The sequence below is a fragment of the Nitratidesulfovibrio sp. D1 genome (genome assembly GCF_051133415.1).
In the GTDB taxonomy this organism is placed as follows: domain Bacteria; phylum Desulfobacterota; class Desulfovibrionia; order Desulfovibrionales; family Desulfovibrionaceae; genus Cupidesulfovibrio.
The window spans coordinates 694847-712616 of record NZ_JBPGNZ010000001.1; the positions used below are offsets into that span (position 1 = coordinate 694847).

Annotated in this window: 12 protein-coding genes; all 12 read left to right on the forward strand. The window is 70.3% G+C overall.

The features are described 5' to 3' along the window. Nucleotides 1-4 precede the first annotated feature (4 nt). On the forward strand, nucleotides 5-232 hold the full coding sequence (locus ACR4XJ_RS02895) for a hypothetical protein (protein ID WP_434753788.1): 228 nt from the start codon (nucleotides 5-7) through the stop codon (nucleotides 230-232). 36 nt (nucleotides 233-268) lie between these two features. Further along, nucleotides 269-418, forward strand: a complete 150-nt coding sequence (locus tag ACR4XJ_RS02900; RefSeq protein WP_333506732.1) for a hypothetical protein — start codon at nucleotides 269-271, stop codon at nucleotides 416-418. A gap of 55 nt (nucleotides 419-473) precedes the next feature. Then, nucleotides 474-1193, forward strand: a complete 720-nt coding sequence (gene mqnB / locus ACR4XJ_RS02905) for a futalosine hydrolase (RefSeq protein WP_434753789.1) — start codon at nucleotides 474-476, stop codon at nucleotides 1191-1193. Between the two features lie 105 nt (nucleotides 1194-1298). Continuing rightward, complete coding sequence (locus tag ACR4XJ_RS02910; protein ID WP_434753790.1) at nucleotides 1299-2303, forward strand: polyprenyl synthetase family protein; 1005 nt, start codon at nucleotides 1299-1301, stop codon at nucleotides 2301-2303. Nucleotides 2304-2350: 47 nt separating this feature from the next. Beyond that, a complete protein-coding gene (locus ACR4XJ_RS02915) occupies nucleotides 2351-4861 on the forward strand; it encodes an HDOD domain-containing protein (protein WP_434753791.1) in 2511 nt (836 codons plus the stop codon). A gap of 314 nt (nucleotides 4862-5175) precedes the next feature. Continuing rightward, complete coding sequence (locus ACR4XJ_RS02920; protein WP_434753792.1) at nucleotides 5176-6024, forward strand: phosphate ABC transporter substrate-binding protein; 849 nt, start codon at nucleotides 5176-5178, stop codon at nucleotides 6022-6024. A gap of 27 nt (nucleotides 6025-6051) precedes the next feature. Further along, nucleotides 6052-6921 (forward strand): PstC family ABC transporter permease, encoded by an 870-nt coding sequence (locus ACR4XJ_RS02925; protein WP_434753793.1) that lies wholly within the window; start codon nucleotides 6052-6054, stop codon nucleotides 6919-6921. Next, nucleotides 6918-7817 carry a PstA family ABC transporter permease gene (locus ACR4XJ_RS02930; protein ID WP_434753794.1) on the forward strand — a complete coding sequence of 300 codons (900 nt, stop codon included), beginning with the start codon at nucleotides 6918-6920 and terminating at the stop codon, nucleotides 7815-7817. Before ACR4XJ_RS02925 ends, ACR4XJ_RS02930 begins: the two co-directional genes overlap by 4 nt. Then, nucleotides 7808-8581, forward strand: a complete 774-nt coding sequence (locus ACR4XJ_RS02935) for a phosphate ABC transporter ATP-binding protein (protein ID WP_434753795.1) — start codon at nucleotides 7808-7810, stop codon at nucleotides 8579-8581. The genes ACR4XJ_RS02930 and ACR4XJ_RS02935 overlap by 10 nt, the downstream gene beginning before the upstream one ends. Before the next feature lie 137 nt (nucleotides 8582-8718). Beyond that, the gene (locus ACR4XJ_RS02940; RefSeq protein WP_434753796.1) at nucleotides 8719-11760 is read left to right on the forward strand and encodes an AIR synthase-related protein; all 3042 of its coding nucleotides are present in this window, start codon (nucleotides 8719-8721) and stop codon (nucleotides 11758-11760) included. Between the two features lie 212 nt (nucleotides 11761-11972). Continuing rightward, the gene (locus ACR4XJ_RS02945; RefSeq protein WP_434753797.1) at nucleotides 11973-15149 is read left to right on the forward strand and encodes a response regulator; all 3177 of its coding nucleotides are present in this window, start codon (nucleotides 11973-11975) and stop codon (nucleotides 15147-15149) included. Nucleotides 15150-15508: 359 nt separating this feature from the next. After that, nucleotides 15509-17530 carry a methyl-accepting chemotaxis protein gene (locus tag ACR4XJ_RS02950; protein WP_434753798.1) on the forward strand — a complete coding sequence of 674 codons (2022 nt, stop codon included), beginning with the start codon at nucleotides 15509-15511 and terminating at the stop codon, nucleotides 17528-17530. Nucleotides 17531-17770: the final 240 nt, after the last annotated feature.

Consider the following 17770-nt stretch of genomic DNA (forward strand, 5'->3'; position numbering starts at 1 on the left):
GCCCATGCTCGCCAGCCAACGACGCAAGCGCCTGCCCCCCGCCCCCGACGAGGCCATGCTGCGCGCGGCCCTGCGCCGCACCGCCGCAAGGGAGGAGCCGGACGGCGATACCGGCCCCGCCGGGTCCACCGGGCCAGCCTGCGCGCTCATGCCGGGCATCCCGCGCGGCACCCTGCTGTGCGAACTGCCCCCGCGCGACGTGCCCGTGGTGCTGTGCTGGGACGACTGCTGACGGGGCCTCCAGGAAGCGAGTTCGCTTCTGCGGTCCATGCCCTCCGGCGGGCAGCTGCTGCTGGACATCGCGCCCAACCAGATGGGCAGCGCCCGGCACATCGCCCGCATCCGGCAGGCCGACGTGCTGGGCATGCCCTGCGCCACCGCCGAGGGGCATTTGCGGCTGCTTCTGCGCAAACGGTAGGGAATGAACAACGACACATCCGGCGCCCCGCGCCGTTCAGGGACAGCCTTCACGCATGAGCCTTGTCATCGCCACCGCCACCACCCGTGAAATGAAGGCCGTGCTCACCGGCTTCAACGGGCGCGGCCGCGTGGGCTGCGCCCTGCCCGCGCCGGGCGAGGCCTGCCCGTCGCCCGTCAACGGGCGCAACTGTCTGCTGGTGGTCACCGGCGTGGGGCCGGTCAACGCGGCCCTGTCCATGGGCCGGGTGCTGGGCGCGCACCGTGGCGTGCGCGGCGTGCTGAACCTGGGCGTGGCGGGCACCTTCGACGTGCTGCGCGCCCCGCTGGGCAGCGCCGTGCTTGCCTCGGCGGAGGTCTGGCCCGAATACGGCCTGGCGGGCGACCACGGCGTGGACCCGAGGGGCATCGCCTTTCCCCAGGCCGAAGGCCCGGCGGGGCCGGTGTGGGACCGCATCGACATCGCGCCCGAGGTGCTTTCCGGCCAGTGGCACCTTTCCCTGCCCGCAGGCGCGCGCAGCGGCGTTTCGCTGACCGTGGCCGGGGTTTCCGGCACCCCCGGCCGGGCCGACGCCATGCGCCGCCGTCACGCCCCGCTCATGGAGAACATGGAGGGCTTTGCCCTGGCGCTGGCCTGCCTGCGCCACGGCCTGCCCTTTGCCGAGGCGCGCACCATATCCAACATCGTGGGGTCGCGCGCGGCGGAGGACTGGGCCCTGGAAGGGGCGCTGGACGCCCTGGGGGTCCTGGCCCGCGAACTTTTCCTGACCGACTGACGAACCCTTTCCGGCGCGCGGACGCCCCAAACCCGGCCGGCCCGAACACGTCGGCAGACATGCCATGTCTGGACACGCCCGGCCGCACGCCATACGGACATTCCCATGCTGAAGCTCAAAGCCTATCTGGCCACGGAACTGCCGCGCATCAACAAGACGCTCGACGCCGAGGTGGCCGTGCTGCACCCGCTGGTGCGCCCCGTGGCCGAACACGTGCTGCGCGCGGGCGGCAAGCGGCTGCGCCCCCTGCTGACCCTGCTCACCGCGCGGGCCTTGCGCACCGGGGGAGCGGAGGGCGGCGGCCTGTTCCGCAAGGGCTCCGGCCCCGACCTGTACCCGCTGGCCTGCTCGGTGGAACTGCTGCACTCGGCCACCCTGCTGCACGACGACATTCTGGACGGCGCAGACCTGCGGCGCGGCCTGCCCGCCGCGCACACCCTGTTCGGCCAGACGGAGACCGTGCTGGCCGGGGATGCGCTGCTGGCCCTGGCCAACCGCATCGTGGCCCGCTACGGCGACGCCCGGCTCACCGACACCATCGCCGAGGCCATCGTGCAGACGGCCACCGGCGAAATCGTGGAAATCGCCCACCAACGCTCCACCGACCACGGGCACGACACCTACATCGAGATCATCACCGGCAAGACCGCGTGGATGCTGCGCGCCTCGTGCGAACTGGGCGCGCTGGCCGCGCAGGCCGCACCCGAGCTGGTGACCGCCGCCGCAGGCTTCGGCCTGAACCTCGGCATCGCCTTCCAGATCGTGGACGACGCGCTGGACTTCGCCGCCTCGTCCAGGGACACGGGCAAGCCCGTGGGCGGCGACCTGCGCGAGGGCAAGCTGACCCCGCCACTGATCTACTATCTTGAAACGCTGACGCCGCACGAACGCGACGCGTTCGTGACGCGCTTCCGGCAGGGAACCTTCGACGACGCGGCGGTGGCCGCCGTGTCGGCGGACCTGCGGGCGCGCGGCTGCGACGCGAAAACCCGCGACCTGGCCGCGCGGTACCTGGACAAGGCGTCGGCGTGTCTCGATGCATTGCCCGATACGCCGGAACGGCGTATCCTGCGGCAAAGCATAGACTACGTCCTCAATCGGGGCACGTAGCTCCGGCGCAACGCGACGCTCCACGCAACCCCATACCGGAGGGGCGCATGACTGCTCCGCAGGGTCGGCACATGGCCGACGAAGAAGCCATCAATCGCTGCCTGCAACTCACCTTTCCCCCGGTCATGGTGCAACTGGTGCAGGCGCTGGTGGCGCCGTTCCCCGAGTTCTCCACCATCGCCCGCATCCTGGCCATGGACCCCATGCTGGCCGCCGCCGTGCTGAACCTGGTCAACTCGCCCTACTACGGGCTGGGCACCAGGGTGTCCGACCTGCAACGCGCCGCCACGGTGCTGGGCACGCGGGAAATCCTCAAGCTGGCCCTGTCGCTGTCGTTCCAGAAGCGGGTGAGCAACGAGCTGAAGCGCCCCCAGCAGGCCATGTACCAGGACTGGCGGCTGGTGGTCTGGTCGTCCATCGCGGCGGAACAGATCGCCCTGCGGGTTCAGCCCGACACGGCCCACCTGGCCTACCTGGCCTCGCTGCTCAAGGACCTGGCCCTGTTCATGCATCTGTGCTCGGCCGACGACGATCCGGTGCTGCGCGGCAAGGCCTGCATCACCAGCCTGGAGCGCAACCAGCTGTCGCTGGAAAACACCTGCTGGGGCGTGGACCACGCGGCCCTGGCCCGCAACATCATCCACCGCTGGGGTCTGCCCGAGGGCATCGCCGAGGCCATCGCCAGCCACCACGACCTGGACGGCGTGGCCCACCACCCGCCGCTGACCCAGGCGGTGATCCTGGGCACCCAGTGGGCCGACCTGCTGCACGGCCAGGCCACCCACCCCGCGCTGATCATCCAGTTCGAAATGCTGCTGCGCACCCGCCTTTCGCTGGACGAGCCGGAACTGGAAAACCTGCGCGAGGCCTGCGCCCAGCGCTTCAAGTCCATGCTGGCCCAACTGGCCATCCAGGACCGCCCGGCGGGCACCCGGCTGTACGAACAGTCGCTGGAAACCCTGCAATCCTTCTATTTCCTGGGGGCGGAACTGTCGCACGTGGCGGGGGGCCTGCCCTCGCTGGCGGCCACCCTGGGGCGGCAGCTGCGCTGGTACTGGAACGTGCAGCGCTGGGAAGTGGCCCTGCGCGTGCCCGGCAGCGAGGAATACGTGCTGTTCAGCGCCGACGAGACCACCCCCGTGCCCCGCCAGTCCGGGCCCGGCCCCTTCGCGCGGCTGCCATGGCAGACCGGACAGGAACGGGTGCCCCTGTCCGCCTCGGGCACCGACTGGGGCCAGCTGCGCATGGCCAAGGACGCCCTGTCCCCGCCCCGCAAGTCGGCCCTGCTGGTGTACTGCCACTTCATGGCCATGGCGCTGGAGAACTACTACCGCCAGCAGGCCGTGCTGGAGGCCAAGGCCGACACCCTGGACGCCCTGCCCCTGGGCGTGGCCCGGCTGGACCGCGAAGGGCTGCTGGTGGAGGCCAACCGGCGCTTCCTGGACTACGTGGGCCGCGACGGCCTGGCCCCCCGCACGCCGGTGCGCCCCCTGCTGTCCGAATCGCTGGGGCTGGACTTCGGCCCGGAATGGCAGGCCTTCACCGACGAGGGCGGTCCGCCGCTCATCAGCCGCCTGTTCTGCCCCACCGACGCGGCAGGCAAGCGCATGGGCGCGCCGTGCGCCTACGTTTCGCTGCACCGGCGGCGCGACGCCTCGCATGACGACGTGCTGCTGCTCATCGAGGACGTGACGGAAATCTCCGACGTGGACGTGCAGAACCTGCGCCAGCGCGACTTTCTGGAACGGCTGCTGGACTCCATGCAGGAAATCGTGCTCACCGTGGACCGCGCGGGGCACATCTCGTGGGCCTCGCGCCGCTGCGCGGGGCTGCGGGGCAAGAACCTGTTCGCCTCGTCGCGGCCCACGGCCACCTTCACCGACACCTGGGACCCGGCCTACCTGACCGGCTCGTCCCCGGCGGCCCCGGTGGAGGCGGTGCTGGAACTGGGCGACGGCAGCATGGGGCTGTTCGAACTGGTCTTTTCCGCGCTGGACACGCGCGAGCACGAAGGCCCGACCTTCCTGGTGGTGGGGCGCGACCTGACCAGCATCCGCCGCCTGGAGGAAAAGGTGAAGCAGCAGGCCATGTACGATGGCCTGACCGGGCTGTTCAACCATTCGCAGTTCCACATGATCCTGGAGCGCGAGATGGAGCGCAGCCGCCGCACCGGCCGCCAGCTGGGACTGATCTTCTTCGACCTCGACCGGTTCAAGGCCATCAACGACACCTACGGCCACCAGGCGGGCGACACCGTGCTGCGCCGCGTGGCCGCGGGCATCAGCGCGGTGGTGCGCAAGGGCATGGACTTTCCCTGCCGCTACGGCGGCGACGAGTTCGCCGTGGTGGTCACCGAGGTGTCCACCGAGGTCATGGAGAACCTTGCCCGGCGCATCCGCGAAGGGGTGGTGACCAGTTGCAAGGGGGCCGTGGATCTGAGCATGGGCCTTGCCCTGCTGGAGCCCTCGGACACGGGCGAAAGCCTGGTCCAGCGGGCGGACCGGGCCAGCTACGCCGCCAAGAAGCTGGATGGGGTCAAGGTGCGCTGGGCCGAATAGGGGCTGTTTCTGAATTGTCTTTTCGCCCGTTGGCTTCGTCAAACTTCGCCTGCCATATCGGTCGAATACGATAAGAGTATACTCCCTCATGGCAGGCTTGTTTTCCTTGCCAACGGGCGAAAATCCGAATTCAGAATCCACCCCCTAAGCTACCGACGACAGTAACGCCTCCAGCGACCGTTTTCAGGCCTCATGCATAGTTTTCATCTATGCATGAGGCCATTTTTTATTTGAACAGTCCATTTCGCGTAACCTGCCGGGGCTGTTAGCATCCGTTCACACATCACTTCATCCCGTCACCACAAGGAGGGTACATGCGCCGTCTTCACGCAATCCTGTCCGTGCTTCCGGTCCTGCTTCTGGCCCTGAGCCTCGCCACCGTCGCCGCAGCCGCGCCGCTGGACGCCTTCGCGCCTCAGTCCGGCCTCGCCGGTTCCCTCGACATCGCCGGGGGCACCGCCCACATCCCGGTCATGAAGGAAGCCGCCAAACGCATCATGACCATGAACCCGGCCCTGCGCATCTCGGTGGCGGGGGGCGGTTCCGGCGTGGGCGTGCAGCAGGTGGGCGAAGGGCTGGTGGCCATCGGCAACACCGGCCGCCCCCTCACCGAGGCGGAAATCCAGAAGTACGGCCTGGTGTCCTTCGCCTTCGCCATCGACGGCGTGGCCCTGGTGGCCAACCCCGCCAACCCGGTCGCCGGGCTCACCGGCAAGCAGGTGGCCGACATCTTCGCGGGCGCCATCACCAACTGGAAGGACGTGGGCGGCAAGGACGCCCCCATCACCCTGTACACCCGCGAGGACGGCAGCGGCACCCGCGAGGTGTTCGTGGAAAAGGCCCTGAAGAAGGGGCCGCAGGCCCCCACGGCCAACGTGGTCAACTCCAACGGGGCCATGAAGACCGCCATCGCCCAGGACCCCAACGCCATCGGCTACGTGGGCATCGGGCACCTGGGCGAAACCATCAAGGGGCTGCACTTCGACGGCATGGTGCCCACCCAGGAAAACGCGGCCAGCGGCGCGTACACCGTCACCCGCAAGCTGTACATGAACACCAAGGGCCAGCCGCAGGGCCTGACCAAGGCGTTCATCGACTACGTCTTCAGCCCGGAAGGGCAGGAGATCACCAAGGCCAGCGGCTACATCCCGCTCGCCCGGTAGGCCCCGCAGTGCCCGCAGGAGACGCCCGTGCGTGACGGAAACGCGCCCCTGGCGCTGCGTTGCGCCGCCGCCGTCACGGTGCTGGGCATCGCCTCCGTGTTCGGCTTCGTCACCGTGTACGCCCTGCCCGTGCTGCTGAGCGGGCAGGGCCTTGCGGTGCTGTCCTGGCGCTGGCTGCCCGCGGCCGGGCAGTTCGGCATCCTGCCCATGGTCTGCGGCTCGGTGCTGCTCTCGTGCTCGGCCCTGCTGCTGGGCTGGCCGCTGGCCCTCGGCCTGTGCGGCTGGCTGCACGGGCTCGGCCCCGCCCGTCCGGCCCGCGCCCTGCGCCAGCTGGTGCGCGGCATGGCGGCTGTGCCCACGGTGGTCTACGGCTTCGTCTCGGTGTTCCTGCTGGTGCCGCTGGTGCGGCGGGCGGGGCAGGGGTCCGGCCTGTGCTGGCTGTCCGCCGCGCTGGTGCTGGCCCTGCTGGTGCTGCCCACCATGGTGGTGATCATGGACGCCGCCCTGCGGGAACGGGGCCGGGCGCTGCGGCTCACCGGCGCGGCGCTGGGCCTTTCGCCCGCGCAGGTCTTCGCCCACGTCATGCTGCCGGGGGCGCGGCGCTGGCTGGTCACGGCGGGGGTGTTCGGCTTCGGCCGGGCCGTGGGCGACACCCTGATCCCGCTGATGCTGGCGGGCAACGCGCCCGGCGTGCCCGCATCGCCCTTCGACGCGCTGCGCACCCTCACCGCGCACATGGCCCTGGTCATGGCCACCGACGCGGGCAGCACCGCCTACCATTCGCTGTTCGCGGCGGGCATCCTGCTGCTGGGGGTGAGCGCGGGCGTCAGCCTGGCCGTGCGCCGCCTGCGCCATGCGGACGACGGTTCCGACCCCGGCGCGGAGTGGCGGTCATGACCGGACGCGGCATGCCGCGCGAACGCGCCCTGACCGCGCTGGCCTGGCTGGCCGCCCTGCTGGTGGCGGCTGTGGCCGCCGTGGGCAGCGGCTACCTGCTGTGGCGCGGCGTGCCCACCCTGGGCCGCGCGCTCTTCTTCGGCGATACGCCGCCCCTCCTCGCCATGGCCGGGCTGCGCCCGGTGTGGGACGGCATCTGGCCCGCCTGCGTGGGCAGCCTGTGCCTGGTGGGGCTGGCCACCCTGCTGGTGCTGGGGCCGGGCGTGGGCTGCGGCATCTACCTTGCCGAATACGCCGGGCCGCGCACCCGCCGCCACCTGGGGCTGGCCGTGGAACTGCTGGCCGGGGTGCCGTCCATCGTCATGGGGCTGTTCGGGTTCACGCTCATTCTCGTGCTGCGGCGCATGTTCCTGCCGCAGGCCAACACCTGCCTGCTGCTGGCGGCGGGGTGCCTGGCCCTGCTGGTGCTGCCCCCGCTGGTGGTGTCCACCCGCGCCGCGCTGGAATCGCTGCCCCACGGGCTGCGCCTGACCGGGGCGGCCCTGGGGCTGACCCGCGAGCAGACCGTGTTCCGGGTGTTGTTGCCGGAAGCCGGACGCGGCATCCTGGGCGGGGTCATGCTGACCATGGGCCGCGCGGCCGAGGACACGGCGGTGATCCTGCTCACCGGGGTGGTGGCCAACGCCGGGCTGCCCGCCGGGCTGCTGGCCAAGTTCGAGGCCCTGCCCTTCACCATCTATTACACCGCCGCCCAGTACCAGACCGAGGACGAACTGGCGCGCGGCTTCGGCGCGGCGCTGGTGCTGCTGGTCCTTTCCGGCTCCATGATGCTGGGGGCCGGGGCGTTGCGGCGGGCGCTGGAAAAGCGCCGCAAGGGAGAGGATGCATGGAACTGAGCCTGCGCGTGACCGGGTTGCGCGTGTCCTTCCACGGCCGGACGGCGGTGGAAGACGCCTCGCTGGATCTGCCCCGCACCGGGGTCACCGTGCTGCTGGGCCGTTCCGGCTCGGGCAAGACCACCTTCCTGCGCGCCCTGAACCGCCTGAACGAATGCTTTCCCGGCTGCGAGACATCGGGCTCCATCGTGCTGTACCCGCGCGGCCCGAACGGCGAGCCCGGCGCCGGGTGCGACCTGCTGGGTCCCCACGCCCCGCCCCTGACCGAACTGCGCCGCCGGGTGGGCATGGTGTTCCAGACGCCCAACGTGCTGCCCATGAGCATCCGCCGCAACCTGCTGCTGCCGCTGGAACTGGTGCGCGGACGGCCGGACGACGCCGGGGCGCGCATGCAGGCGGTGCTGGAGGACGTGGGCCTGTGGGATGACGTGCGCCAGCGGCTGGACCGCCCCGCCGCGCAGCTTTCCGGCGGGCAGCAGCAGCGGCTGTGCCTGGCCCGCATGCTGATCCTGGAGCCGGACGTGCTGCTGCTGGACGAGCCCACCGCCTCGCTGGACGCGGCCACCACGCAGGATATCGAACAACTGGTGCGCCGCCTGGCCGACGCCCGCCCGGTGCTCATGGTGTCGCACAGCCTGGGGCAGGCGGCGCGCCTGGCCGACCGGGTGGTCATCTTCGCGGACGGCAGGCCGCAGCGGGAATTCACCCCCGCCGACCTCGGCGGCGACGCGGGCCGCGAGGCCCTCATGCAGGCGCTGCTGTAAGGCGCGAACGCGGCCGCCCGCCCCTTCCTGCGCATCCCCCCGCCTTGCGCGCGGCACTATGCATATTTGCAAAGCGCGCCGTTTGCCCTTATGGAGAGCCAACCGCTCGCCACCCCCAACACCCTCAGGAGTCAGTCATGCTTCGGCGCATAGAAGTCGGGCTTCGGCCGCAGGTCACCGATACCGTGGGCCGCAACGTCGCCGCCAAGATCCGGGCCTCGCTGGGCCTGAACGTGGAATCCGTGCGCCTGGTCAGGGTGTTCACCGTGGATGGTCTTTCCGGGGACGCGCTGGCCCGCATGGTGGCGCAGGGCGTGCTGCACGACCCCGTGTTGCAGGACGCCGCGCTGGACCTGCTGCCCGCCCCGCACGGTGCGGCCCCGGCGGACTGGGTGCTGGAAGTGGGCTTTCGCCCCGGCGTCACCGACAACGAGGGCCGCACCGCGCGCGACACCCTGGCCCTGGTGCTGGACGCCGACCGCCGGTCCATCGCCGTGTACACCTCGGCCCAGTACCACGTGACCTGCGCGCCGGACGCGCCCCTTTCCCGCGCGGACATGGAACACATCGCCCGCGACCTGCTGGCCAACGAACTCATCCAGCGTTTCATGCTGAAAAGCCGTGACGAATGGGCCGCCGAACCCGGCTTCGCCCCGCAGGCCGCGCAGGTGACCGGGGCGTCCAGCGACGAGGTGGCCGTCATCCCGCTGTCCACCATGGACGACGCGGCCATGCTGGCCTTCAGCCGCGAGAACACCCTGGCCCTGAGCCTGGAAGAACTCCACGCCATCCGCGCCTACTACGCGGACCCCGCCGTGCGCGCCGACCGCGCCGCCATGGGCCTGCCCGCCGACCCCACCGACGCGGAAATCGAAGTGCTGGCCCAGACCTGGTCCGAGCACTGCAAGCACAAGATATTTTCCGCCCGCATCGCCTACGAGAACCGCGAAACCGGCCGCCGCGAAGTGGTGGACAGCCTGTACAGGACGTACATCCAGGGTTCCACCAAGGCCATCCGGCAGCGCCTTGGCGAACGCGACTTCTGCCGCTCGGTGTTCAAGGACAACGCCGGGGTCATCGCCTTCAACGACACCCACGACGTGTGCATCAAGGTGGAGACCCACAACAGCCCTTCGGCGCTGGACCCCTACGGCGGCGCGCTGACCGGCATCGTGGGCGTGAACCGCGACCCCATGGGCACCGGCCTTGGCGCGGAACTGCTGTGCAACACCGACGTGTTCTGCTTCGCCTCGCCGTTCCGCGAAGGCGAACTGCCCCCCCGCCTGCTGCACCCGCGCCGGGTCATGGAAGGCGTGCGCGAAGGCGTGGAGCACGGCGGCAACAAGTCGGGCATCCCCACCGTCAACGGCTCCATCGTGTTCGACGAACGCTACCTCGGCAAGCCGCTGGTGTACTGCGGCACCGTGGGCATGCTGCCGAAGGAAATCCACGGCCGCCCCGGCTGGTACAAGAAGGCCATGCCCGGCGACGTCATCGTCATGGCGGGCGGGCGCATCGGCAAGGACGGCATCCACGGGGCCACCTTCTCGTCCGAAGAACTGCACGAAGGCTCCCCGGCCACGGCGGTGCAGATCGGCGACCCCATCACCCAGCGCAAGATGTACGACTGCATCATGCGCGCCCGCGACATGGGCCTGTACAACGCCATCACCGACAACGGCGCGGGCGGCCTGTCCTCGTCCGTGGGCGAGATGGCGCAGGACACCGGCGGCTGCCGCCTGGACCTTTCGCGCGCCCCGCTCAAGTACGACGGTCTGCGCCCGTGGGAAATCCTGCTGTCCGAGGCGCAGGAGCGCATGACCCTGGCCGTGCCGCCGGACAGGCTGGACGCCTTCCTGGCCCTGGCGAAGGAAATGGACGTGGAGATCACCCCGCTGGGCAAGTTCACCAAGTCGGGCCGCTTCCACGTGGTCTACGGCGACCGGCAGGTGGCCTGCCTGGACATGGACTTCCTGCATGACGGCGTGCCCCAGATGCGGCTTTCCGCCGTGTGGGAACGCCCGGACTTCGCCCCCGCCTGCGAATGCCGTCTGGACCCGGCCCCCGCCGAGCAGGGGCCGCTGCTGCACGCCATGCTGGGCCGCCTGAACATTTGCAGCAAGGAATACCTGATCCGCCAGTACGACCACGAGGTGAAGGGCGGCAGCGTGGTGAAGCCCCTCGTCGGCGTGAAACGCGACGGCCCGGCCGACGCCGCCGTGGTGCGCCCCCTGCTGGGCAGCGAGGCGGGCATCGTGCTCTCGCACGGCATCTGCCCCAAGTTCAGCGACTACGACACCTACTGGATGATGGCCAACGCCATCGACGAGGCGGTGCGCAACGCCGTGGCCGTGGGCGGCGACCCCGACCGCATGGCGGGCACCGACAACTTCTGCTGGTGCGACCCGGTGCAGTCGGAAAAGACCCCCGACGGCCACTACAAGCTGGCCCAGCTGGTGCGCGCCAACCAGGCCCTGGCCCACTTCTGCCTTGCCTACGGGGTGCCCTGCGTCTCCGGCAAGGACTCCATGAAGAACGACTACTTCGGCGGCGGGGTCAAGATATCCATCCCGCCCACGGTGCTGTACTCGGTGCTGGGCGTCATGGACGACGTGAACCGGGCCGTCACCTCCGACTTCAAGCAGCCGGGCGACAAGGTGTACCTGCTGGGCGACACCTTCCGCGAACTGGGCGGCAGCGAGATAGCCGACCAGTTGAACACCGTGGGCGCGCAGGTGCCCCAGGTGGACGCCCTGTCGGCCATGGCCCGCTACCGCGCCCTGCACGGGGCCATCAACGCGGGGCTGGTCACCGCCTGCCACGACCTGTCCGACGGCGGCCTTGCCGTGGCCCTGGCCGAAATGGCCGTGGGCGGACGGCTGGGCGCGCGGTGCGACATCGCCGCCGTGCCTGTCGTGCCAGGTGTGGCAGACGCGGCAGACGCGGGCGACATGACCGCCGCCGAAGTGCTGTACTCCGAATCGGCCAGCCGCCTGCTGGTCACCGTGAAGCCGGAGCACGCCGCCGCCTTCGAGGCGCACTTCGCCGGGTCCGCCTGCGCCTGCATCGGCGAGGTGACGGCGGACGCCGTCCTGACGGTCACCGCCCAGGGCGCGCCCGTGCTGGCCGAGGGCGTGGAAGGCTTGGCCCGCTCGTTCAAGGCCACCTTCGACTGGTAGCCGGGGACCGCCTCTGAGACACAACAAGCCGGAAACACATGCATAACGCCACGGGGCGGGCCGCACGGCCCGCCCCGTTTCCTTTTTCCCGCGGCATCACCGGGCGGTTCCGGCATGATTTGGTGTGGCGCATGGCAAAAAAGCATGCCATGATCGCCGCAGGTTCCAGCGGCCGCAGCCCGGCCGGAAAGCCGTTCGCGCCCGGAGTCGCCATGCGGCCGCACATGTTCTCCATCCGCGTCACCCTGGTCTGGATCGCCCTGCTGGCGGCCCTGCCCTCGTTCGGCGTCATCCTGTACGATTCCCACCGCCTCGCCACACAACTACAGGCCGAGGCGGAGGCGTCGGTCACCCGCGCGGCCAGCAGCATCGCCGCATTGCAGGCCCGCGTGGCCGACGGCGCGCGCCAGACCCTGACCATCCTGTCCGCCCTGCCCGACGTGCGGCGGCTGGATCCGGCCGCCTGCGAGGCCGTGTTCCGGAAGGTGCTGGCCGAAGACACCGCCCTGCTGAACCTGCTGGCCCTGGACGCCAACGGCGACCTCGTGGCCTCCGGCCGCCAGACCGTCCCCGTCCCCGGCCCCGGACAGGCCCCGTTCAACCTTTCGGATCGCATGTATTTCCGCACGGCGGTGCGCGACAAGCGCTTCACCAGCGGCGAATACGTGGTGGCGCGCACCCTGCAAGAGGCCACCTTCCACTTCGCGCTGCCCCTGGCCGACCCCACCGGGCGCATCTACGGCGTGCTGGCCGCGCCGGTGCGCCTCGACCACTACGACGAACTGTTCGACAAGCTGAACCTGCCGCCGGGCTCCATACTCAGCCTGTCCGACCATCGCGGCATCCGCCTGTCGTTCCACCCCAAAAACGACGCCAACCCCGTGGGCCGCCCCATCCTTGCCGGGGTGTGGGACGCCCTGCGCGCCATGTCCGACCAGGGGCTGTTCACGCGCGAGGGGGCCGACGGCACCATGCGCCTGTACGGGTTCTCGCGCCTGCGCCTGTACCCGGAATCCGATCCGTACGTAAGCGTCATCGTGGGCATTCCCGAAGACGCCATGCTGGCCCCGGTGCGCGCCGCGCGCAACCGCGCGCTGGCGCTGCTGGGCGGGGCCATGGCCGTGACCCTGGCCGTGGCCTGGCTGGCGGGCGGACGGCTGGTGGCCCGGCCCCTTTCGCACATCGCGGCCACCGCCACCCGCATAGGCGAAGGCCAGTTGGGCGCGCGCACCGGCGTCGGCCACGACATGGGCGAGATCGGCCAACTGGCCTTCAGCGTGGACACCATGGCCTCCATCCTCACCAGCCGCCTGCGCGAGCGCGAGGCATTCACCGCCGAACTGCGCGACAACGAGGCCCGCTACCGCGCGGTGTTCGACAACGCCATGGACGCCATCCTGCTGGCCGACGCGGACACCGGCATCATCATGGACGCCAACCGGGCGGCCTTGCAGGTGTTCGGCTATGCCCGCGATGAACTGGTGGGCATGCACCAGCGCCAACTGCATCCGGAGCGGATGCACCGGAGCGGCTTTGGCGGACGCTTCGAAACCCTGAAAAGCCACCCCCTGGAACTGCCCGTGGAAATGCCCATGCGCACCCGCGACGGCCAGGAGCGCGACATGCTGGTCAAGGCCCGGGTGCTGCGCGTGGGCGACCGCGACGTGGCCGTGGGCATGTTCCACGACATCACCGAGCGCAGGCAGTCGGAACAGCAACTGCGCGAGGTGGAGGCCCGCTTCCGTTCCATCGTTGAGGGCGCGCCCCTGGGCGTGCTGCTGCTCGCCCTGGACCAGGCCGAACACCTGCGCATCGAGGCGGTGAACCCCACGGCCGACGAGGCGTTGCGCATCACCGTCCGGGGCATGCTGGGGCGGCGGCTGACCGAAGCCCTGCCCGGCATCGCCGCCACCAACCTGCCCACCATCTTCGGCGGTATCGCCATCAAGGGCGGGGCGTTCAGCGTGTCCGCCCATGCCAGCGCCGGGTGGCTGCCCGCCGGATGGTCCTTTGCCGACCTGTGGGTGTTCCGCACCGGCAGCCGCCAGATCGCGGTGATGTTCGCCGACGTCACCCGGCGCACCCGCGCCGAGGACGAACTGCGCCAGGCCAAGGAGGCGGCGGAAAAGGCCAACCGCTCCAAGTCGGAATTCATCGCGGTCATGAGCCACGAGGTGCGCACCCCCATCAACGGGGTCATGGGCATGCTGCAACTCCTGCGCGGCACCCACCTTTCCGGCGAGCAGGAAGACTGCGTGGACACGGCCCTGGGCGCCAGCCGCAACCTGCTGCGCATCCTCGACGACATCCTGGACATCTCGCGCATGGAGGCGGGCGCGCTGCCACTGGTGGAGGAATCGTTCTCCATGGCCGAGGTCACCGAACCCATGCGCGCCATGCTGGCCCACCAGGCCAGGGCCAAGGGGCTGGCCTTCGAGGCGGAGACGGACCCGGACCTGCCGCAGGTGCTCACGGGCGATGCCGGGCGCATCCGCCAGGTGCTGGTGAACCTGGTGTCCAATGCCGTCAAGTGCACCGAGGCGGGCGGGGTGCGGGTGGAGATATACCCGCTGCCGCGCTGCGGCCGGGCGGACCGGACGAGCATCCACATGGCGGTCATCGACACGGGCACGGGCCTGCAACCGGAACTGCTGCGCACCCTGTTCGACAGCTACGCCACGGGCGGCGCGGCTGCGGCGCGCCCCGCCGGGACGGGCCTGGGCCTGGCCATCGTGCGGCGGCTCACCCTGCTCATGGGCGGCACCATCTGCGTATCCACCGCCCCCGGCGAGGGCACCGAATTCCACATCACCCTGCCCCTGCGCACCGAAGAGGCGCAGGCCGCGCGCCGGGCCGACGCACGGCGGGCCGCCCCCCGGCCCCCGGCCGCACAGGCCGCCCCTCACGCATCCCGGACCGGCGGAATTCCCACGCCATCGGGCGACGGCGCGTCCAGCGCACCCCGGACCGGCGGAGCCGCCCCGCGCGTACTGGTGGTGGACGACGACGAAGTGAACCTGATGACCGCGCAACGGCTGCTGGCGCGGCTGGGCTACACGGCCGACCGGGCCATGTCGGGCAGGCAGGCCCTGGAAATGCTGGACCGCGCCCGCTACGACGCCGTGCTCATGGACATCCAGATGCCCGACATGGACGGCATGGAGGCCACCCGGCACATCCGCATGCGCGAGGCCGGGACCCCCGACGCCACCCCGCCGTGGGTGCCGGTGGTGGCCCTGACCGCCCACGCCATGCGGGGCGACCGCGAACGGTTTCTGGCGGCGGGCATGAACGACTACCTGGCCAAGCCCATCGAAATCGACCAGTTGGACGCCCGGCTGCGCGCCCAATTGCGAGACCAGTCACAGGTCCGATTACGCCCCGCCTGACGTGTCATGTCACGCCAAGCATAATCCAACTGTGCGCACAACCTGCATTTTTCCCCGTCCCCGCTTGACGCAACCCCTGCCCTTGGGTACAGCGAAAACAAACAAGAACGGCGTCATACCGGGTCTTGTCGGCACGCTGCGGGGCATGGCCTGAAGTCGGGCACGGCCTGCCCCCATGCCGCGGCGCGGCGCCATCCGCGCGCGGCGGCGCCGCGCGCCGGCCACCCATTGGCATACCGCCCCGAAGCACGGGGCGGGCTTCCTGTGCGTCCGCGCGCAGGAGGTGGTGAAGTTCCACAGAAGCGGGAAGTGGCGCGGGCTCCCTGCGCGCCCGCCCACAGGACAAACCGGGGGGTCGCATGCTGTTCACCCGTTCGCTGGGCGCCAAGGTGCAAATGCTCGTCGTGGGCACCGCGGTCATGGTCTTCGCGGCGTTGTTCCTCGCAAACTCCTACTGGCAACGGGAAACCACCCTCCACCTCATCCACGACTCCTCCGCCCGCACCGCCCAGATCCTGCTCGAGGCCATCAACGACCCCATGTCCAAGGGCAACGACGAAGGCACCGGGGAAAAGTTCAACGCCATCGCCGCGCGCTATCCCACGGTCAGCGTGCACCTCACCGACTTCCGGGGCTCCGTCACCTACTCCACCAGGCACGAGGCCGTGCGCAAGCCCATGAAGGACGTGGTGCGCGACCCGCGCTTCGCCGCGCTGTTCGACGCCGCGCTGCAAACGCAGGTGGACGACGGCCAGTTGCTGGAACTGGGCGGCACCCCCTACTACACCGAGTTCAAGACCATCCCCAACGCGCCGGAATGCCACCACTGCCACGGCGCCAGCCAGCCCATCCTGGGGGCCATGGTCATGCTTCAGGACATCTCGGCCGACGCGGCCCTGCTGCGCACGCGCCAGTGGCAGGGCGGCGGGCTTTCGCTGGCGGGCATGCTGGCGCTTACCGCCGTGCTCTCGCTGTTCATGCGCCGGGCCGTGGTGGGCCGGGTGCGCACCATCGCGCGGGTGAGCAGCGAGATAGAGCGCGGCAACTACGCGGTGTCCTTCACCGACGAATCCGGCGACGAGTTGGGCGTGCTGTCCGCCAACCTGGCGGCCATGGTGTCCACCATCCGCAACCAGCTGGAATACAACAAATCCGTATTGGGCGGCATCATCGTGCCGCTGGCGGTGATGGACAAGGCGGGGCGCATCGAGTTCGCCAACCAGCCCATGTGCGCCATCCTGGGTTCACCGTGCAAGGACCTGATGGGGCTTTCGCTGCGCGAGGTGCTGGAAAAGGGCGGGACAGACTGTTCCCTGCAATGCGACCCGGTGGCCCAGGTGCTGTCCACCGGCGCCAGCACCAGCGGCATGCTGCGCTTCGTGCGCCGGGACGGGGTGGCCTTTCCCCTGCATTACGAGGCGTCGCCCCTGCGCGACACCGACGGCAAGGCCGTGGGGGCCATCGCCGTGATGATCGACCTGACCCAGGAGGAGGAGGACAAGGTCCGCATCGAAACCCAGCGCCGCAACCTGCTGGAGGTGGCCGAAGAGGTGACCGGGGTGGCCCGCGCCCTGTCCGACGCGGCCGGAGAGCTTTCCGTGCGCATGGGCGAACTGGCCCGCAACGTGGTGGAATCCACCGACGAGACGGCCCAGGTGGCCACGGCCATGGACGAGATGAACGCCACGGTCATGGAGGTGACCCGCAACGCTTCGGCCACGGCCGAGGCGGCGGACCTGGCCAACCACGAGGCGCAGCAGGGCGGGGCGGAGATGCAGGCCACCGTGTCCGAAACCCGCCAGGTGGCCGAACGGGCCGCCGGGCTTGCCGCGTCGCTCAACGACCTGGCGGCGCGGGCCGACAACATCGGCCGGGTCATCGACGTGATCAACGAAATCGCGGACCAGACCAACCTGCTGGCGCTGAACGCGGCCATCGAGGCGGCCAGGGCCGGTGACGCCGGGCGCGGCTTTGCCGTGGTGGCCGACGAGGTGCGCAAGCTGGCCGAAAAGACCATGACCGCCACCAAGGAAGTGGAGCGCGCCATCGAGGACATCCAGGCGGGCACGGCCCAGGCCGTGGACGAGATGACCCGCACGCGCGGCCAGGTGGAGACCACTGCGGACAAGGCCGAGGGCACCGGCGAGGCGCTGGGGCGCATCGTGCGGCGCGCCGTGAGCATCGCCGACATGGTGCGCAACATCGCCACCGCGTCGGAACAGCAGTCGGCCACCAGCGACGAGATCAACCGCAACGTCACGCGCATCAACGACCTCTCGCGCGACATCGCCGACCGCATCCGCACGGCCGAGGCGTCCATCCACGAGGTGTCCGGCATGGCCCAGCGGCTCGGGCAGCTGGTGGAGCGCTTCCGCCAGTAGGACCCTGCCACCGGGGGGAGGGTGCCCCCGGAATTTCGCGCAATCTTTCCGTCGGTTCGCGGAGAATGATTGAACAGTCCACCGACCTGATGTATAGGTGGCAGTACCGCATGTTCCCTCCGCCCCGTCGAACGGCCCGTCCGGCGGGCTCCCCGGAACGGAGGACGCGCGGGAGCAACGAGACACACTGGCCCGCCACCGGCGCGGGCGACCGGCGCCGCACGAACATCACACGGCCGA